General features: G+C 65.3%; 15 protein-coding genes. 8 read left to right on the top strand and 7 right to left on the bottom strand.

Going from position 1 to position 15,900, the window contains the following annotated elements:
- Nucleotides 1-53: 53 nt before the first annotated feature.
- On the bottom strand, nt 54-572 hold the full coding sequence (locus AC3WUF_RS11510; protein ID WP_492425588.1) for a nuclear transport factor 2 family protein: 519 nt from the start codon (nt 570-572) through the stop codon (nt 54-56).
- A gap of 169 nt (nt 573-741) precedes the next feature.
- The gene (locus AC3WUF_RS11505) at nt 742-1,746 is read right to left on the bottom strand and encodes an NAD-dependent epimerase/dehydratase family protein (RefSeq protein ID WP_492425586.1); all 1,005 of its coding nucleotides are present in this window, start codon (nt 1,744-1,746) and stop codon (nt 742-744) included.
- 240 nt (nt 1,747-1,986) lie between these two features.
- Between AC3WUF_RS11505 and AC3WUF_RS11500 the strand changes: the two genes are divergently transcribed.
- Nucleotides 1,987-2,850, top strand: a complete 864-nt coding sequence (locus AC3WUF_RS11500) for an alpha/beta fold hydrolase (RefSeq protein WP_492425585.1) — start codon at nt 1,987-1,989, stop codon at nt 2,848-2,850.
- Nucleotides 2,851-2,866: 16 nt separating this feature from the next.
- Here AC3WUF_RS11500 and AC3WUF_RS11495 read toward each other — a convergent pair whose 3' ends face one another.
- Genes AC3WUF_RS11495 through AC3WUF_RS11480 form a run of 4 tightly spaced genes read right to left on the bottom strand, consistent with a single transcriptional unit; the run spans nt 2,867 to nt 5,230 of the window.
- A complete protein-coding gene (locus AC3WUF_RS11495; RefSeq protein WP_492425583.1) occupies nt 2,867-3,514 on the bottom strand; it encodes an aquaporin in 648 nt (215 codons plus the stop codon).
- Nucleotides 3,511-4,443: an arsenic resistance N-acetyltransferase ArsN2 gene (arsN2, locus tag AC3WUF_RS11490; RefSeq protein ID WP_492425581.1), complete on the bottom strand. Its 933-nt coding sequence runs from the start codon at nt 4,441-4,443 to the stop codon at nt 3,511-3,513. Before arsN2 ends, AC3WUF_RS11495 begins: the two co-directional genes overlap by 4 nt.
- The gene (locus tag AC3WUF_RS11485) at nt 4,440-4,895 is read right to left on the bottom strand and encodes an ArsI/CadI family heavy metal resistance metalloenzyme (RefSeq protein ID WP_492425579.1); all 456 of its coding nucleotides are present in this window, start codon (nt 4,893-4,895) and stop codon (nt 4,440-4,442) included. The genes arsN2 and AC3WUF_RS11485 overlap by 4 nt, the downstream gene beginning before the upstream one ends.
- The gene (locus AC3WUF_RS11480) at nt 4,895-5,230 is read right to left on the bottom strand and encodes an ArsR/SmtB family transcription factor (RefSeq protein ID WP_492425577.1); all 336 of its coding nucleotides are present in this window, start codon (nt 5,228-5,230) and stop codon (nt 4,895-4,897) included. The genes AC3WUF_RS11485 and AC3WUF_RS11480 overlap by 1 nt, the downstream gene beginning before the upstream one ends.
- 180 nt (nt 5,231-5,410) lie before the next feature.
- Here AC3WUF_RS11480 and AC3WUF_RS11475 point away from each other — a divergent pair, with 180 nt between their 5' ends.
- The 3 genes from AC3WUF_RS11475 to AC3WUF_RS11465 are packed head-to-tail and all read left to right on the top strand — an operon-like array spanning nt 5,411 to nt 6,851.
- The gene (locus AC3WUF_RS11475) at nt 5,411-6,016 is read left to right on the top strand and encodes a VOC family protein (RefSeq protein WP_492425575.1); all 606 of its coding nucleotides are present in this window, start codon (nt 5,411-5,413) and stop codon (nt 6,014-6,016) included.
- A gap of 8 nt (nt 6,017-6,024) precedes the next feature.
- Nucleotides 6,025-6,555, top strand: a complete 531-nt coding sequence (locus AC3WUF_RS11470) for a hypothetical protein (RefSeq protein WP_492425573.1) — start codon at nt 6,025-6,027, stop codon at nt 6,553-6,555.
- Complete coding sequence (locus AC3WUF_RS11465; RefSeq protein WP_492425571.1) at nt 6,552-6,851, top strand: hypothetical protein; 300 nt, start codon at nt 6,552-6,554, stop codon at nt 6,849-6,851. Before AC3WUF_RS11470 ends, AC3WUF_RS11465 begins: the two co-directional genes overlap by 4 nt.
- 92 nt (nt 6,852-6,943) lie before the next feature.
- Here AC3WUF_RS11465 and AC3WUF_RS11460 read toward each other — a convergent pair whose 3' ends face one another.
- Nucleotides 6,944-9,490, bottom strand: coding sequence for a TonB-dependent receptor (locus AC3WUF_RS11460; protein ID WP_492425569.1), 2,547 nt, complete (start codon nt 9,488-9,490; stop codon nt 6,944-6,946).
- 221 nt (nt 9,491-9,711) lie between these two features.
- Between AC3WUF_RS11460 and AC3WUF_RS11455 the strand changes: the two genes are divergently transcribed.
- The 4 genes from AC3WUF_RS11455 to AC3WUF_RS11440 all read left to right on the top strand — a co-directional run bounded on the left by AC3WUF_RS11455 (nt 9,712) and on the right by AC3WUF_RS11440 (nt 15,782).
- Entirely contained in the window at nt 9,712-10,866 is a 1,155-nt protein-coding gene (locus AC3WUF_RS11455) for an acyl-CoA dehydrogenase family protein (RefSeq protein WP_492425567.1), read from the top strand.
- Nucleotides 10,867-10,980: 114 nt separating this feature from the next.
- Nucleotides 10,981-12,642, top strand: coding sequence for an AMP-binding protein (locus AC3WUF_RS11450; protein ID WP_492425565.1), 1,662 nt, complete (start codon nt 10,981-10,983; stop codon nt 12,640-12,642).
- 158 nt (nt 12,643-12,800) lie between these two features.
- Nucleotides 12,801-14,423: a GMC family oxidoreductase gene (locus AC3WUF_RS11445; RefSeq protein ID WP_492425563.1), complete on the top strand. Its 1,623-nt coding sequence runs from the start codon at nt 12,801-12,803 to the stop codon at nt 14,421-14,423.
- Between the two features lie 135 nt (nt 14,424-14,558).
- Entirely contained in the window at nt 14,559-15,782 is a 1,224-nt protein-coding gene (locus tag AC3WUF_RS11440; RefSeq protein WP_492425561.1) for a CaiB/BaiF CoA transferase family protein, read from the top strand.
- Nucleotides 15,783-15,900: the final 118 nt, after the last annotated feature.

The raw sequence follows: 15,900 nt of genomic DNA, 5'->3' as shown, positions 1-15,900 counted from the left end.
TCTACGGTCATCGCTACTCCTTGTAGCAAGGCAGTTTCCTGCCTCATGACCGTTTACACAAAATCTAGGACACGCCCGTCGTTGCGAACCTTTCTCATGCGCTCAAACGGCCCCACCAACTTCGTCGCCACCCTCATCCACAACGGCACATTGAACGAGTAGCACTGCTGCTGCCGGCGCTTCGTGATGCGCCAGCCGTCCGGTGTCCGCACATATTCATCGTGATACCAGATGCCAAAGATCACGGTGTTGCTGCCGCCAAGCAGTGTCGGCGCGAGCATCGGGTTGAAGCAGGCCACCTGTCCAGTCGCGGTGTCGCCGTCGATGATGATCTGATGGTTGCCCATCAGGTGCATGTAGCTCTTGAAGAACTTCAGCGTGCGCGGCAGCCAGGCCTTGATCTCGCTGTATGAACCCGCGATGCCGCCGGTGGCGGTGTAGTCGATCAGCGCGTCCGGGGTGAAGACGCGGTCGAGGCGGTCCCATTCGCGGCTGTCGATGGCGTTGGCGTATTCGATCGCGAGTTGTTCGAGGGCGTGGTGGTCTTGCAGGTCGGCGAGGGTGGGGTTCATGGGTCTGCCTGCGATGGGAGCCGTGCGAGGTTTCAGATGAACTGCTCCGTCATTCCCGCGAAGGCGGGAATCCAGGGCGGAGAGCGCGTTCCTTAATGGGCGGCGCCAACGCGTGCTTCAGCGCACGCGTCCCGCTTTCGCGGGAATGACGAGGTACTTATTTCGTCAGTTAGGCCGCAGCCTTCGCCTTGGCCTTGAAGTGCCCGGTCGCGACGAGGTGGGCGATCAGGTCCGACATCGTCTCTTCCAGCGGACGCGGCTCGTAGCCGAGGTCGCGGGCGGCCTTGCTGCGGTCGACGATCGGGGAGGTGGCGATGGTGTCGAGCGCGGCTTTGGACAGCGGGTTGTCCTGCTGGGTGTCCGACTTCGCGACCCTGGCGATCATCGCCGACACGGCACGCGCGAAGCCCATCGGCAGCGAGAACTTCGGCCCCGGCCGGCCGACGAGCTGTGCGGCGATCTTGCAGGCGTCGAACATCTCGATGTAGTGGCCGCCGAGCAGGTAGTTCTCGCCGGTGCGACCGCGTTCGGCGGCGAGTACCAGGCCCTGCGCGACGTCGCGGACGTCGACCAGGTCGAAGCCGCCGACGATCATCGCCGGGATCTTGCCGCGCGCGGAGTCGAGCAGCACGGCGTTGAGGCGCGAGATCACCGCGCCGTGGTCGACCGGGCCGTAGACGCCGGTCGGGTAGCAGATCACGCCATCGAGGCCTTTCTTGACGACCTTGAGGAATTCCATCTCGCCGGCGTACTTCGAGCGGCTGTAGACCGGCAGCGTGTTGTCCGTCGAGCGTTCGCAGATTTCGGACAGGCGCCGGTTGCACTTGTTCTGGTCGAACGAGGCGATGGAGCTGACGTGCACCATGCGCTTGACCTTGTTGGCGAGCGCCGCTTCGGCGACGTTGCGAACACCGTCGACATTGATGGCCCAGGCAGCCGGGTCTTCCTGCGCGAGGGTGATCTTGGCGACGAGGTGGTAGACGACGTCGACGCCGGCCAGCGCCTGCTGGATCGAGGCCGGGTTCATGATGTCGGCTTCGGCCCAGGTCGTGCGCGGATCGAGGGACGGCGAGCGGAAGCGGTCGATGGCCAGGACCTGGTGGCCCGCATCGAGCAGGATCTTGGCGAGGTTCTGGCCGATGTAGCCGCTGGCGCCGGTGATGGCTGCGATCATCTTTAGGGTCTTCTGCTGCGTGAAGTGAGGAACACTAACCTTGAACGAAAGCGGGCAGGGACGCCTACTGCGCTTCAAGTAGATTCGCCGCCGGACAGGGGCGGCGTTGCGGTGCGGGTCAATCCGGCCTTCCGCAGCGGCACGGGGATTACCCGGCGGGTAATTGAGGCCCCGCAGTGCCGCCCCTAGAGTCCAGCCCGATGACCCGTCGCGGTCCCCGAGTTTCCAGAGGAGTGCCCTGTGCCTGAACCTGACGCCTTGTATCGCGCGCTGCCGGTACGCGAGCTGGAGCTGGGTGACGCCACGCTGCCGTATCGCTGCCACGGCATTGGCCCCGATCTGTTGCTGGTGCACGGCTTTCCGCTGTCCGGCTATACCTGGCGCCATGTGCTGCCGGCGCTGGCGCAGCATCATCGCTGCCACGTCGTCGATCTCGCGGGCCTCGGCGAATCACGCTGGGGTGCCACGACGGATTTCAGCTTCATGGGCCATGCGCGCCGCCTGAAGGCGATGGTCGATCAGCTGGGTCTCTCGCGCTACGACCTGCTGGGACAGGACACCGGCGCGACCGTGACGCGCTGCCTGGGCTTGATCGACCCGGAGCGGGCGCGGCGCCAGGTGCTGATCAACACCGAGATCCCGAATCACCGGCCGCCGTGGATCTCCGAGTATCAGCTGCTGATGCGCCTGCCGTTCACGCTCGCGATCTTCCGGCAGCTGCTGAAGTCGCGCAGCTTCCTGCGCTCGGGCATGGCCTTCGGCGGGTCGTTCTACGACCTTGATCTGATCGACGGCGACTTCCACAGCGGATTCGTGCAGCCGCTGCTCGGTGATCCGCAGCGCCTGGTAGGCATGAGCCACTACCTGCTCGGCATCCACTGGCCGACGGTCGACTCGTTCGCCACGCGCCATGCCGAGCTTCGCGAAGCGGTGCTGCTGCTGTGGGGTGAGGACGATCCGACCTTCCCGGTGCCGGATGCGCAGCGGATGCTGGCGCAGTTCCGTGACGCACAGCTGGTGACGGTGCCGCGAGCGAAGCTGGCGCTGCACGAGGAGAAGCCGGCAGAGGTGACGCGTGCCGTGCTGGAGTTTCTGGCGCGCTGAAGCGCCAGGGTGTTCGTTACCGCCCGGCCTTGTAAGACGCCGCCAGCAGCGCCACGGCGGCGAGCTGTGCGCCGATGAAGCCCGCGACGTTTGCTGGATTGATGCCGCAGAAGCTGTCGGTGAATGCGCGCGCCACCGTGACTGCGGGATTGGCGAAGGACGTGGACGCGGTGAACCAGTAGGCCGCGACGATGAACGCAGCGACGGCGAACGGTGTCGCGGCCGGTCGATGCTTCGAGCACAACAGGATCGTCAGCAGCAAGCCGCTGGTCGCGACGAACTCGCTCCACACCAGGTTCATGCCCGGCCGCGCTTTGCTCGCCAGCTCGAACAGCGGCAGGCCGAACATGCCGTGCGCCGCGATGACGCCGGCAATGGCGCCGACGAACTGCACGATGAGATAGCCCGGTACTTCGCGCCACGCGAACTGACCGCGCAGCGCGAGCGTCAGCGTCACCGCCGGATTGAAATGCGCGCCGGAGACCGGACCGCAGGCCAGGATCAGCGCGACGAGGCCGGCGCCGGTGGCCAGCGAATTTGCCAGCAGCGCGACGGCGACATTTCCGCCGGCCAGCTGCTCGCCCATGATGCCGGAGCCGACGACGACGGCGAGCAGGAAAGCGGTGCCGACGCCTTCGGCCAGCAGGCGATCGCGCAAGCTCACTGCTTGCCGATGTCGCGGATGCGATTCTGCAGCCCGAGCTTGTCCAGCTTGTCGAACGGCAGGCTGGCGAACAGCTCGATGCGGCGGCGCAGATCCTGGAACGTGTTCGCGAAGGCCTTCAGCTTCTCCTCCTGCGTGCCTTCGACCGCGGCAGGGTCGGGCATGCCCCAGTGCGCGGTCATCGGCTGGCCGGGCCAGTACGGACACTGCTCGCCGGCGGCCTGATCGCAGACGGTGATGACGAAGTCCATCGCCGGCGCGCCGGGCCTGGCGAACTCGTCCCAGCTCTTGCTGCGCAGTCCTTCGGTCGGCAGCTTGTTGTTGCGCAGGAATTCCAGGGCCACGGGATTCGGCACGCCTTTCGGCTGACTGCCGGCGCTGTAGCCGACGAACTTGCCCTTGGCGAGCGGCAGATGGTTGAACGCGACCTCGCCGAGGATCGATCGGGCGGAGTTGCCGGTGCAGAGAATCAGGACGTTGTACGGGCGATGTGTCACGGGCTTGCTCATGAACGCGGAGGTGGACGGGCACAGCGTGCCGAACTGCGCGCTGCGGGCGATGAACTCGGGTGCTTCGTTGCGCGGCGTGCTGTTGTAGCCGCGGCTGGCGAAGAAACGCTCTGCGGTGGTGGTGAGCAGGTAGAGCGTTTCGATGCCGATCTGCGCAGCCATGCGCTCGGCTGCGATGACGAGGTCAACGCCGAGTCCCCGCTTGCGAAGGGTCTCGCTGACGACCAGCGAGCGCAGCAGGCCAACTTTGCCGGCGGCTTCGATGCCCACGGCACCGACGATCTGCCCGCCGTCGCGCGCGATCAGGAAGCGCTCGAAGCTCGCCGGCGTGAGGTCGTCGACCGGCAGCGCGGCGGCGGTCAGCAGCTGCTTGATCGCAGCGGCGTCGCCGCTCTGCGCCGGATGAATCGTGAATTTCATGCGCAGCAGCTGGTACCGGACGTCTTCCGCGGCGCGGGGACGCAGCACGCGGCCTGCTGGGTCGCCGAAGCGATCGACTCGCCGAACACCGGGATGTTGCCCAGCGTATGGAAAGTCTCCCAGGCGATGCCCTGCGGGTCCTCGATCCAGTACTTGTCGGACTTGGCATAGCAGCAGGCAGCGCCGGCTTCTTCGACGGCGGCCAGTTCTGCGCCGGCGACCTGCGTGCGCAGATCCTGCAGCTCGTGGTCGGTATCCACCTGGAAGCCGAGGTGATTCACGCCGGTGGCGCGGCCGCGCTGCGAGATGGCGAAGTTGACGCGCGGGTCGTCGAGCATCCATTTCGCGTAGTCGCGCTCGGTGACGGCGGGCGTTGCGCCGAACAGCTTGGAGTAGAACCGGATGCTCTCGGAAAGATCCTTGACGGACACATGAACGTGAAAGCGTTTCATCAGCAGGTCTCCTTGCAGGATGCGGGCGTGCTGCACGCCGCCTTGTGTTTCCATCCCTCGCAGCAGTTCTCGGTGAGGAACGCCAGCAGCGAGTTCATCACCTTGAAATCCGGCGAGTAGTAGATGAACCGGCCTTCCTTGCGTGACCTGATCAAGCCGGCGTTGGTCAGTTCCTTGAGGTGGAACGACAGCGAGGCGGGCGAGATGCCGAGCCGGGTCGCGATGTCGCCGGCGGCCATGCCGTCCGGGCCCTTCTGTACCAGTAGCCGGTAGAGGGACAGGCGCGATTCCTGAGCGAGTCCGGAGAGCAGATCGACGGCGGCTGTTATTTTCATATTTCAAATATTATTTAAATGATTTCGCGCTGTCAAAGCGAGGCGCCGGCTGGTGCTCGAACGGCTCGGCCTTCCGGCGCTCGCCGATCGATCCGGATTGACAGCACCTATACGGAGGGCTACGGTATTAGTACAGAAACTTGACAATATCCGCGCTCAGACGCGGTCTGGAGACGAGCCATGTCCAGCACCTCTACGCCTGCAGAACCGGCCGCCGAAGCCCCGCCGCCGAAACGGGCGGTCGGCATCCATCACGCGGCCTACCGCTGCCGCGACGCCGAGCAGACGCGCTGGTTCTACGAGGACGTGCTCGGCCTGCCGCTGTCGATGACGCTGGTCGCCGACATCGTGCCGGGCCTGAACAAGCGCGTGCCGTACATGCACCTGTTCTTCGAGCTCGGCAATGGCGAGTTCGTCGCGTTCTTCGACCAGCCGGAGACGGCGAAGCCGGAGCAGTTCGAGAAGGTCGACAGCTTCGATCGCCACCTGGCCTTCGAAGTGGCCGACGAGGCGGCGCTGAAGGCTTGGCAGAAGCGGATCAACGCGGCGGGCGTGTCCTGCCTCGGGCCGATCGGCCATGACTTCGTGAAGTCGGTGTACATGTACGACCCGAACGGCCTGCAGGTCGAGCTGACGGTGCGCACCGACAAGCACGACGAGATCATGGAACACGAGAAGCAGACCGCGCATGAAGTGCTGCGCGCCTGGAGCGCGAAGACCCGCGCCGAGAAGGAGGCGAAGTTCGGCGCCGAAGTCATCGACCGCCGCAGCCGGCAGAAGCGCTGAGCTTCGGCATGGAAGCGCTGCAGGCGGTGCTGGCGCCCTGGTATCTGCAGATCAAGTTCGTGCATCTGCTGTCGGTCGCGTGCTGGATCTTCAGCACCGCGGTCGCCTATCTGCACTACCTCGTACCTGCGTTCCGCGCCTGGCGGCGAAATCCGGACGACGAAGGCGCCCGTGCGATGCGCGACTGGGTGATGGATCGCTTCGATCACGGCGCGGTGCTGGAGCATGTTGCGTTTCCGCTCGTGATGATCAGCGGGCCGGCGCTGTACATCGCCGGTGGCTGGGACGGCAGCGCGACCTGGCTGACCCTGAAGCTGCTGATCGTCTTCGGCCTGTTCCTGCCGATCGAGTTCTTCGACTACCACCTGTCGCATCTGGGCGGCAACAAGCAGCGTGTGCGCGAGCACGGCGGTGAGATCGCGCATGAGCGCAAGATTCAGCAGCACTGGTGGTTCTTTCTGGTGACGACACCGCTGATTGTCTGGTTTGCGACGATCGTCGTGTTTCTGGCGGTGACGCGGCCGGTGTTCGGAACATGAGCGAGCGGACGAAGCTGCCGGCGTTCAGCGGTACGCCGCAGCGCTACTTGCGTGTAGCGCTGATGATCGGTGTCTTCAGTCACGCCTGGCTCTATGCCGGCCTGTTTGTCGTCGAGCATCTCTGGCTGGGTCGCGAGTGGATCACCCGCTGGCCGGCGATCGGCGGCACGCTGCTGTCGGCGTCGCTGCTGACGGTGTATGCGTATATCGCGATCATGAATCTGGATGCGCGCTGGGGCAGCGGGTCGCGGTGGAAGCTGGTGGAGCGGAAGGTGAAGTTGCCGGAGGTTCGGTAGAGGTCAACTCCTTCTCGCGGCGTCTAACAACGCGAGCTTCAGCGCTCGCGCCCCGCAGGCGGGGAGAGGGAGTTTCCGTTTGTTGAATCGGATCAGAAATTGAACTGGAAGCTCGCAAACACCCGCCGCCCCGCCTGCTGCGTCACGCCATACGCGCCCGGGAAGAACGCGGTATCGACGACCTGCGTCGCGTAGTTGTCGTCGCCAAGGTTGGTGCCGCCGATCGCGATGCGCCAACGGTTGTTCGGATCGGCCAGCGCGATGCGCGCGGAGAAGGTCGAGTGCGCGGCGACGAAGGTGTTCGGATCGAGGTCGATATCGGTGTACTGGTCGCCCATGTACAGCCAGTCGACGGCGAACTGCAGCAGCTGGCCGAACACCGGCAGCGTGACGGTCGGTGTCAGCGAGGCGGACAGGTCGGGCGCGAACGCGAGTTCCTTGCCGCTGAGATCCTGGACGCTGCCGGACGGCATGTTCACCGTCGGCTGGCCGTTCGGGTAGGAGTCGTACTTCGCGTCGAGTACGCCGACCGACGCCATGATCGTCAGGAACTCGAGCGGCGTGAACCACAGCATGTCCATCTCGACGCCTTGCGAGATTGCGGTCGCGGCGTTGGCGACGTTGATGAAGGCGCCGTCGATCGCCAGCGTCTGCAGGTTGTCGAAGTAGGCGTAGAACACGGTAGCGTTGAGGCTCAGCGTGCGGTCGAACAGCTTGGCCTTGAAGCCGGCTTCCCAGGACTCGACGTTCTCGGGTTCGAACTGCAGATTGCGGCCGTCGAACGATGCGGCGTTGAAGCCGCCGCTCTTGTAGCCGCGCGTGTAGCTGAGGAAGGTGGACCACTCTTCGCTCGGGAAGTATTGCAGCGACAGTTTCGGTGAGACGTCGCTCTCTTCGCGCTCCAGCCCCGGCGCGTCGTACGGGCGCGCATTGAGCGCGACGCGCATCAGGCAGATCGGCTCGGTGTTGCAGCTCGCGACGCCGCTCATGTCGGCCTGCTTCTTCTCGCGGTTGACGCGGATGCCCGGCGTGATGGCCCAGTGTTCGTTGAGGTACCAGCTGCTCTGCGCGAACAGTGCGATGGTCTGCACGTCGGTCAGGTAGTTGACCTGGAACGAGTCGTCGCCGACGACCGGCATGATGATCTCACTGAGCAGCTGGCCGAGCGCGCCGAGGCCCGGCAGCGGCAAGGTCGAAGAGCCGCCGGCAATCTGGCGGACCACGTCGCCGGTTGTCGCGTAGGCCACCAGATGCGGCCCGGCGGTGACGCGCGCGGCCTGTTGCATGCCGGACTTCATGTAGAAGCCGCCGACGATGAACTCCAGGCGATCGCCGAGGCCGAACAGGCCGTCGTCGAACAGACCGTCGAAGCGCAGCTCCGCGCTCTGCTGGTCGTACTGCCAGGCGGTGCGCAGGCGGCCGATGTCGGCGGGCGACATGTCCAGGTCCGGCGAGGCGTCGACGCTCATGTCGCTGTCGCCGAGCACGAGCGTGATGTTGAGGTCATCGAATGGCCCGGTTGCGCCGGTCGCCCAGCGCGTGACGAGGCCGAGCGTGTTGGAGTCCTTGTCGAGATAGCCGGCGTAGTTGTGCGACAGCTGGTGGTTGTAGCCGTCGCCTTCGACCTCGGGATCGTAATTGCGCAGGAAGGCCAGAGTGCTGTCCGACAGGTTGTCGAGCTGCGCCGGCCAGTAGCTGGCGCTGGTCGTCGAGCGCTGCGCGGTGAACTCCATCTCGACGCCGTACGCCGGAATCAGCAGCAGCTTGACGCGCTGCGCCTGCTGCTCGGCGCGATCCTCGGTGCTGTCGCGCGCGGTGTTGCGCAGCTCGCCGCCGTCGTGGTCCAGGTCGAGCGCCGCGACGCGGATGCCGCCCCAGTCGGCGAACATGCCGCCGACGCCGACCTCGATGCGGGTCTCGGCCGGATCGGCGCGGCTGAGCTGCAGGTCGGTCGAGAACTCGCTGGTCGGCTTCTTGGTGAAGACGTTGAATACGCCGGCGGTCGTGTTCTTGCCGAACAGGGTGCCCTGCGGTCCGCGCAGTACCTCGACGCGGTCGATGTCGAACATGCCGTCGGTGATGTACGGCGCGCGGCCGAAGAAGAGTTCGTCCTGCACGTAGCCGACCGAGCTCTCGAAGCCCGAGTTCAGCGGGCTGGTGCCGAAGCCGCGGATGTTGATCTGCGTCAGCGCCGGGTCGTTGTCCGACGAGAACTTGAGGTTCGGGATATACGCGGCGACATCGGCGATCGACACCGCACCGACCTCGTTCATGAAGTCGCCGTTGACCGCGGTGATCGACAGCGGCACGTCCTGGATCGACTGCTCGGTCTTCTGCGCGGTGACGATGATTTCCTCGATCTGGCGCGGCGCGCCTTTCGATGCGGGTGCTGCGCTGGGCTTCGCCGTCGGCAGCGGAATCGTCGGCAGGGTTTCCGGGCTGGCAGCGCTGCTGTCGGCGCTTGGCGTAGGCGCGGGTGTCGGCGTCGGTGCGGGGTTCGCCGTCGGTTCGGCGACATCGAGCAGGAGGAAATCCAGATTGTCTTCAGCGGCGGCCGGCACGTCGTCGGCTGCGTGCACTGCGGCACCGATCAACCCCCACGCCAGTACGAATGTCCCCAGCCAATAGCTGTTGCGCATTGCTACCGTCTCCTCCGGATTCGTGCCCGCTTTAGTCGTTGTCGACTCGCGTTCATCGCCGTGGCCCGACTATCCGCGCGGGCTCAAACATTGTCAACTAACTTAACAAAAAGGTTCTTCTCGCACTGCAACATCGCAGGGAGTCCGCCGAATAATGGTAAAGATGCTTGACGTAAAACCGGACCGCCAGCGATAGTCCGGCCGAACCCGCGGAGCCGACGATGAGTTATGAACCCCTGATTGCGCGTTCGCTGTTCTCGTCCGAGCACGAAGACTTCCGGGCCAGCGTGCGGCGCTTCTTCGAAGACGAGTGCGTGCCGCATCACGAGCGCTGGGAGGACCAGCAGTTCGTCGATCGCTCGGCCTGGCAGCGCGCCGGCGAACTCGGCTTCCTGTGCGTGACGATGCCGGAGCAGTACGGCGGTGCCGGCGTCGATCGCCTGTACAGCGTCGTGCTGATGGAAGAGCAGGCGCGTGCCGGGCTGTCCGGTCCGGGCTGGGGGCTGCACTCCGACATCGTCGCCAACTACATCAACAAGTTCGGCAACGCCGAGCAGAAAGCGAAATGGCTGCCGCCGATGGCACGCGGCGAAGTCATCACCGCGATCGCGATGACCGAGCCCGGCACCGGCTCGGACCTGCAGGCGGTGCAGACCTACGCCGAGGAAGACGGCGACGAGCTGGTCATCAGCGGTTCGAAGATCTTCATCACCAACGGCTACAACTGCGACATGGCGATCGTCGTCTGCAAGACCGGCGATCGGTCCGGCGGCGCGAAGAACGTGACGCTGGTGCTGGTCGAAGCCGACCGGCCCGGCTTCACCAAGGGCAAGCCGCTGAAGAAGGTCGGCATGCGCGCGCAGGACACCTGCGAGCTGTACTTCGACAAGGTCCGCGTGCCGAAGTCCAATGTGCTTGGTGCTTTCGGCGCCGGCTTCGGCCTGCTGATGACCGAGCTGTCATGGGAGCGCCTGCAGATCGCGATCGCTGCGGTCTGCGGCTGCGAGTATGTGCTGGAGAAGACGATCGAGTACGTCAAGGGCCGCAAGGTGTTCGGGCGGACCGTCGCGAGTTACCAGAACACGCGGTTCAAGCTGGCCGAGATGAAATCGGAAACCCAGATCGCGCGCGTGTTCGTCGACAAGTGCATCGAGCTGGAGATGCAGCGCAAGCTCAGCGTCGCCGCGGCCGCTGCGGCGAAGTACTGGTGCTCGGACCTGCAGGGAAAGATCAACGACGAATGCGTGCAGCTGCATGGCGGCTATGGCTACATGCTCGACTATCCTGTGGCGCGGGCGTATGTGGATTCGCGTGCGCAACGGATCTATGGCGGTACGAATGAGATCATGAAGGAACTGATTTCGCGGACGATTTGATTTGACGTCATTCCCGCGAAAGCGGGAATCCAGGGTTAGGAGGGACTGTGTTTTCCGCCCTGGATTCCCGCCTTCGCGGGAATGACGGTTCGAGAGCGATGCGAGGAGAACAACATGAACCTGGTGCAACGCCTGCTGGACTGGGAATGCCGCGAGCCGCAGCGGCCCTGGCTGTTCCAGCCGGTCGACGATGTCGAGCGTGCCTATACCTTCGCCGAGGTGGCGACCGAAGTGCGCCGCGCCGCCGCGGCGATCCGCGCGCTCGGCCTGCCGCCGGGCAGCCGGCTGGCGATCAGCGGCCGGAACACCGCGCACTGGATCATCGCCGACCTCGCGATCGCGATGGCCGGCCATGTGTCGGTCGGCCTGTATCCGCGCCAGGGCAAGGCGACGCTCGGCTACATCCTCGACCACGCCGAGGTGAAGCACGTGTTCGTCGGCCCGTCGCTGATGCCGGGCGATGCCGATGAGCTGGTCGCAAGCCTGCCGGCCGGCGTGCAGACGATCGGTACGCCGTATCCGGGCGTGCCGCGCACCGATCTGAGCTGGGACGAGTTCGTCAAAGGCCACGCGCCGCTGGCCGAGTACGCGGCGCCGGCCGCCGATGCACTGGCGATGCTGATCTACACCTCCGGAACCTCCGGCCAGCCGAAGGGCGTGATGCTGTCGAACGCGAACATCGCATTTGCGATCGACAACATCCTGAAGAACACGATGGAGCCGTTGCCGCGCGAGGTGCTGTTCTCGTACCTGCCGCTCGCGCACCTGATGGAGCGTGTGTTCGGCGAGGCGATGAGCCTCGCGGTCGGCGCCGAGCTGCATTTCCTCGAAAAGCCCGAGCTGCTCGCGGCGACGCTGGCCAAGGTGTCGCCGACGCGCTTCTCCGGCGTGCCGCTGGTCTACGCGCGCGTGCAGGCCGGCATCCTCGGCAAGTTGCCGCAGCACAAGCTCGATCGCCTGCTGCGCATCCCGCTGGTCAATCGCTGGTTCCGCAAGACGCTGCGCCGCAAGATGGGTCTGCAGCACGTCGAATCGCTCGGCTGCGGCGCGGCGGCGGCGCCGGTGCCGTTGATCGAGTGGTTCGGCAAGCTCGGCCTGCCGCTGCACCAGGGTTACGGCATGACCGAGACCTGTGCGTATGCGGCGGTCGAGCTGCCGGGCGTCTGCCGCGCTGGTTCAGTCGGCAAGCCCTTGCCGGGGTCGGGTTTCCGGCTCGGCGAGGATGGCGAGATCCAGTTCAAGCACGGCGCGGTGATGCTCGGCTATTTCAAGGACCCTGAGCAGACCGCGAAGACATTCACCGCCGACGGCTGGCTGCGTACCGGCGATCGTGGGCGTGTCGATGCCGATGGTTTCCTGTACGTCACCGGCCGCATCAAGGACGAGTTCAAGACCGCGAAGGGCAAGTACGTCGTGCCGACGACGGTCGAAGGTGCGATGGCGCGCAACACCGACCTTGAACAGATGTGCCTGTGCGGCAGCGGCTTGAACCAGCCGGTGCTGCTGGCGACCTTGAATCCGAACGGGCAGGTGCGCGATCGCGCGGCGCTGGCTTCTGCATTGCGCACGGACATCGAGGCAGTGAACGCGACGCTCGACGACCACGAGCGCATCGCGCAGTGCGTGATCGTCCAGGAGGCCTGGACGCCGGACAACGGACGGGTGACGCCGACCGGCAAGATCCGCCGGCCGGTGATCGAGTCGCACTATGCGGAGCTGTTGAAGAAGGCGGGTGCGCGGCGTGATGCGGTGGTGTTGTGGGGGTCGGAGTTGTGAGCGTGACTGCAGCGTTTGAGATGAATGTTCCCTCTCCCCGCGCGCGGGGAGAGGGCTAGGGTGAGGGGCGGCTTTCCGAGCGCAGTCGAACTAGATAGAGGCCCCTCACCCCAACCCTCTCCCCTCGCTGAGGGGAGAGGGAGCACTAAGTAAATGCGATGAGCGAAAACCCAACCTACGACTACCTGATTATCGGCGGCGGCTCCGCGGGCTGCGTGCTCGCCAACCGCCTCAGCGCGAGCGGCCAACATCGCGTCGCGCTGCTTGAGGCCGGCCCGGCGGACACGCACTTCAACATCAAGTTTCCCGGCGGCATCGCCGCGCTCGCGCAGGACGCCAAGCACAACTGGCAGTTCTGGTCGGAACCGCAGCCGCATCTGAACAATCGCCGCCTGTATTGCCCGCGTGGCAAGGTGCTCGGCGGCAGCAGTGCGATCAACGCGATGTGCTACGTGCGCGGCAATCCGCAGGACTACGACGACTGGGCGGCGAGCGGTTGCGCGGGTTGGTCGTATGCGGACGTGCTGCCGTACTTTCTGCAGTCGGAGAACTTTGAAGCCGATCCGGCCGACGGCAGCCACGGTCACGAAGGCCCGCTCAGCGTCAGCCGGCGCGTGCATCCGAACAATCCCTTGTCGGACGCCTTTCTCGCGGCGGCCGGGCAGGCCGGTTACGCGCGCAACGTCGACAATCATCTGAGCAGCGAGGAAGGCGTGGGCGAGTACCGCGTGTTCCAGAAGAACGGCGAACGCCACAGCAATGCCGAAGCCTACCTGCGTCCGGCGCAGGCGCGCGCCAATCTGCAGGTGCTGACCGGTGTACGTGCTACCAAGATTCTGATTGAGCAGGGCCGCGCGGTCGGTGTGAACATCGTGCAGAAGGGCAAGCCGCATGCACTGCGCGCGCGGCGCGAAGTGATTCTCGCCGCCGGCGCGATCCAGTCGCCGCAGCTGTTGCTGTTGTCCGGTATCGGTCCGCGTCTGGCGCTTCAGCAACACGGCATCGATTGTCTGCACGAACTGCCCGGCGTGGGCGAGAACCTGCAGGACCACCTCGATGTCTTCGTGTCCTGGCATGCGAAGTCGAAGGTCGGTTTCGCCTTCAAGCCGAGCTACTGGGGGCGCCTGCTGCGCAGCTTGGTCCAGTACCTGCGAAAGCGGCGCGGCGAGGCGACGAGCAACATTGCCGAGGTCGGCGGATTCATCCGTGCCCAGGCCGAAGCCGGTCGGCCGGACATCCAATGGCACTTCCTGCCCAGCGTCAACACCGTGCATGCCTTCGAGCTGCGCCGCGCCTGGCATTACGGCTACTCGGTGATGAACTACTTCCTGCGACCGCACTCACGCGGTCGCGTCAGTCTCGCCAGTGCCGATCCGCTCGCGGCGCCGTCGATCGATTTCAACTACGGCGCGGACCAGCGTGATCTCGAGACGCTGGTTGCCGGCATTCGCAAGACCCGTGCGGTACTCGATCAGCCGGCGTTCGAGTCGCACCGCTTGCAGGAAGTCGAGCCGGGCGCGCAGCTGCAGACTGACGAGGAATTGCTCGACTGGGTGCGGGGCCATGCCGAGACCGCTTATCATCCTGTCGGGACCTGCAAGATGGGCATTGACGGCATGGCAGTCGTCGATCCACGCCTGCGCGTACGCGGAATCGAGGGCCTTCGCGTCGTCGATGCATCAGTGATGCCGCTGCTGATCAGCGGCAATACCAATGCTGCTGCGACGATGATTGGTGAGAAGGGCGCGGCGATGATTTTGCAGGACGCCGATCACGCATAGCGCGGGCTGCGCTATCCGAACTCCAGATTCTTTGAACGTCATTCCCGCGAAAGCGGGAATCCAGGGTTAAGAAGCGTTGCTCTCTCCGCCCTGGATTCCCGCTTTCGCGGGAAAGACGAGTGAACAGAGCAAGTGATGTCGAACAACGACCCCATACAGCAGCAATTCCCCAACGGCCCGCTGACCGGCCTGCGCGTGCTCGAACTCGGCACGCTGATCGCCGGCCCGTTCTGCGGCCAGTTGATGGCGGACTTCGGCGCCGAGGTGATCAAGATCGAGCCGCCCGGCGTCGGCGATCCGATGCGCGAGTGGGGCAAGCGCAGCGAGGACGGCAAGCCGCTGTGGTGGCCGGTGATCGCGCGCAACAAGAAGTCGGTGACGCTGGACCTGCGCCAGGCGGAAGGCCAGCAGCTGCTGCGCGATCTGGTCGTCAAGGCCGACATCCTCATCGAGAACTTCCGCCCCGGCACCTTCGAGAAATGGAATCTCGGCTGGGACACGCTGAGCCGGATCAATCCGAAGCTGATCATGGTCCGCGTGTCGGGCTTCGGCCAGAACGGGCCGTATGCCGACCAGCCTTCGTTCGGTCTGATCGGCGAGGCGATGGGTGGCCTGCGCTACATCGTCGGTGATCCGACGGCGCCGCCGTCGCGCGTCGGCATCTCGATCGGCGATTCGCTCGCGGCGACCTTCGGTTGCCTCGGTGCGCTCGCCGCGCTGAACGTGCGCAACGCGACCGGGCGTGGGCAGATGGTCGATTCGGCGCTGTACGAGGCGGTGCTGAACATCATGGAATCGCTGATTCCGGAATACGACAAGGCCGGCTTCATCCGCGAGCGCGTCGGTTCGTTCCTGCCGGGCATTGCGCCGTCGAACGTCTATCAGACCGCCGATGGCATGGTGCTGATCGGTGCGAACCAGGATGCGATCTTCGGCCGGCTGTGCAAGGCGATGGGGCAGGACGCATTGGCGCAGAGCACGGAGTACTCAACGCATGTCGCGCGCGGCCAGCGCCAGGGCGAGCTCGATGCGCGCATCGAAGCCTGGACGATGACGCTGAAGACCAGCGACGTGCTGGCGAAGATGCGGGAGCACGGCGTGCCGGCCGGGTTGATGTACCGCGCGCCGGACATGATTGCCGACGAGCACTTCCAGGCGCGCGAGGCGATCGTCAACGTGCCGCATCCGGATTTCGGTCAGATCCGCATGCAGAACATTGCGCCGAAGCTGTCGGCGACGCCGGGGAAGATCCGCCAGCCGAGTCCGGCGTTGGGGCAGCACAATGCGGAAGTCTACGGTGAGCTGTTGGGGATTGGCTCAACCGAGCGTGAGGCGCTGGTGAAGAAGGGCGTGATCTGATTTCTTTCTCCCTCTCCCCGCTTGCGGGGAGAGGGCAGGGGTGAGGGGCAGGCGGAGAGCGCAACGCTCTTTAACAGGCACACCCCTCACCCCAACCCTCTCCCCGCGCGTGCGGGGA

The organism is Fontimonas sp. FW305-C-3 (assembly GCF_058783185.1).
The sequence above is the reverse complement of the archived record's forward strand: the minus strand, read 5'-3'. Positions and strand labels throughout refer to the sequence as shown.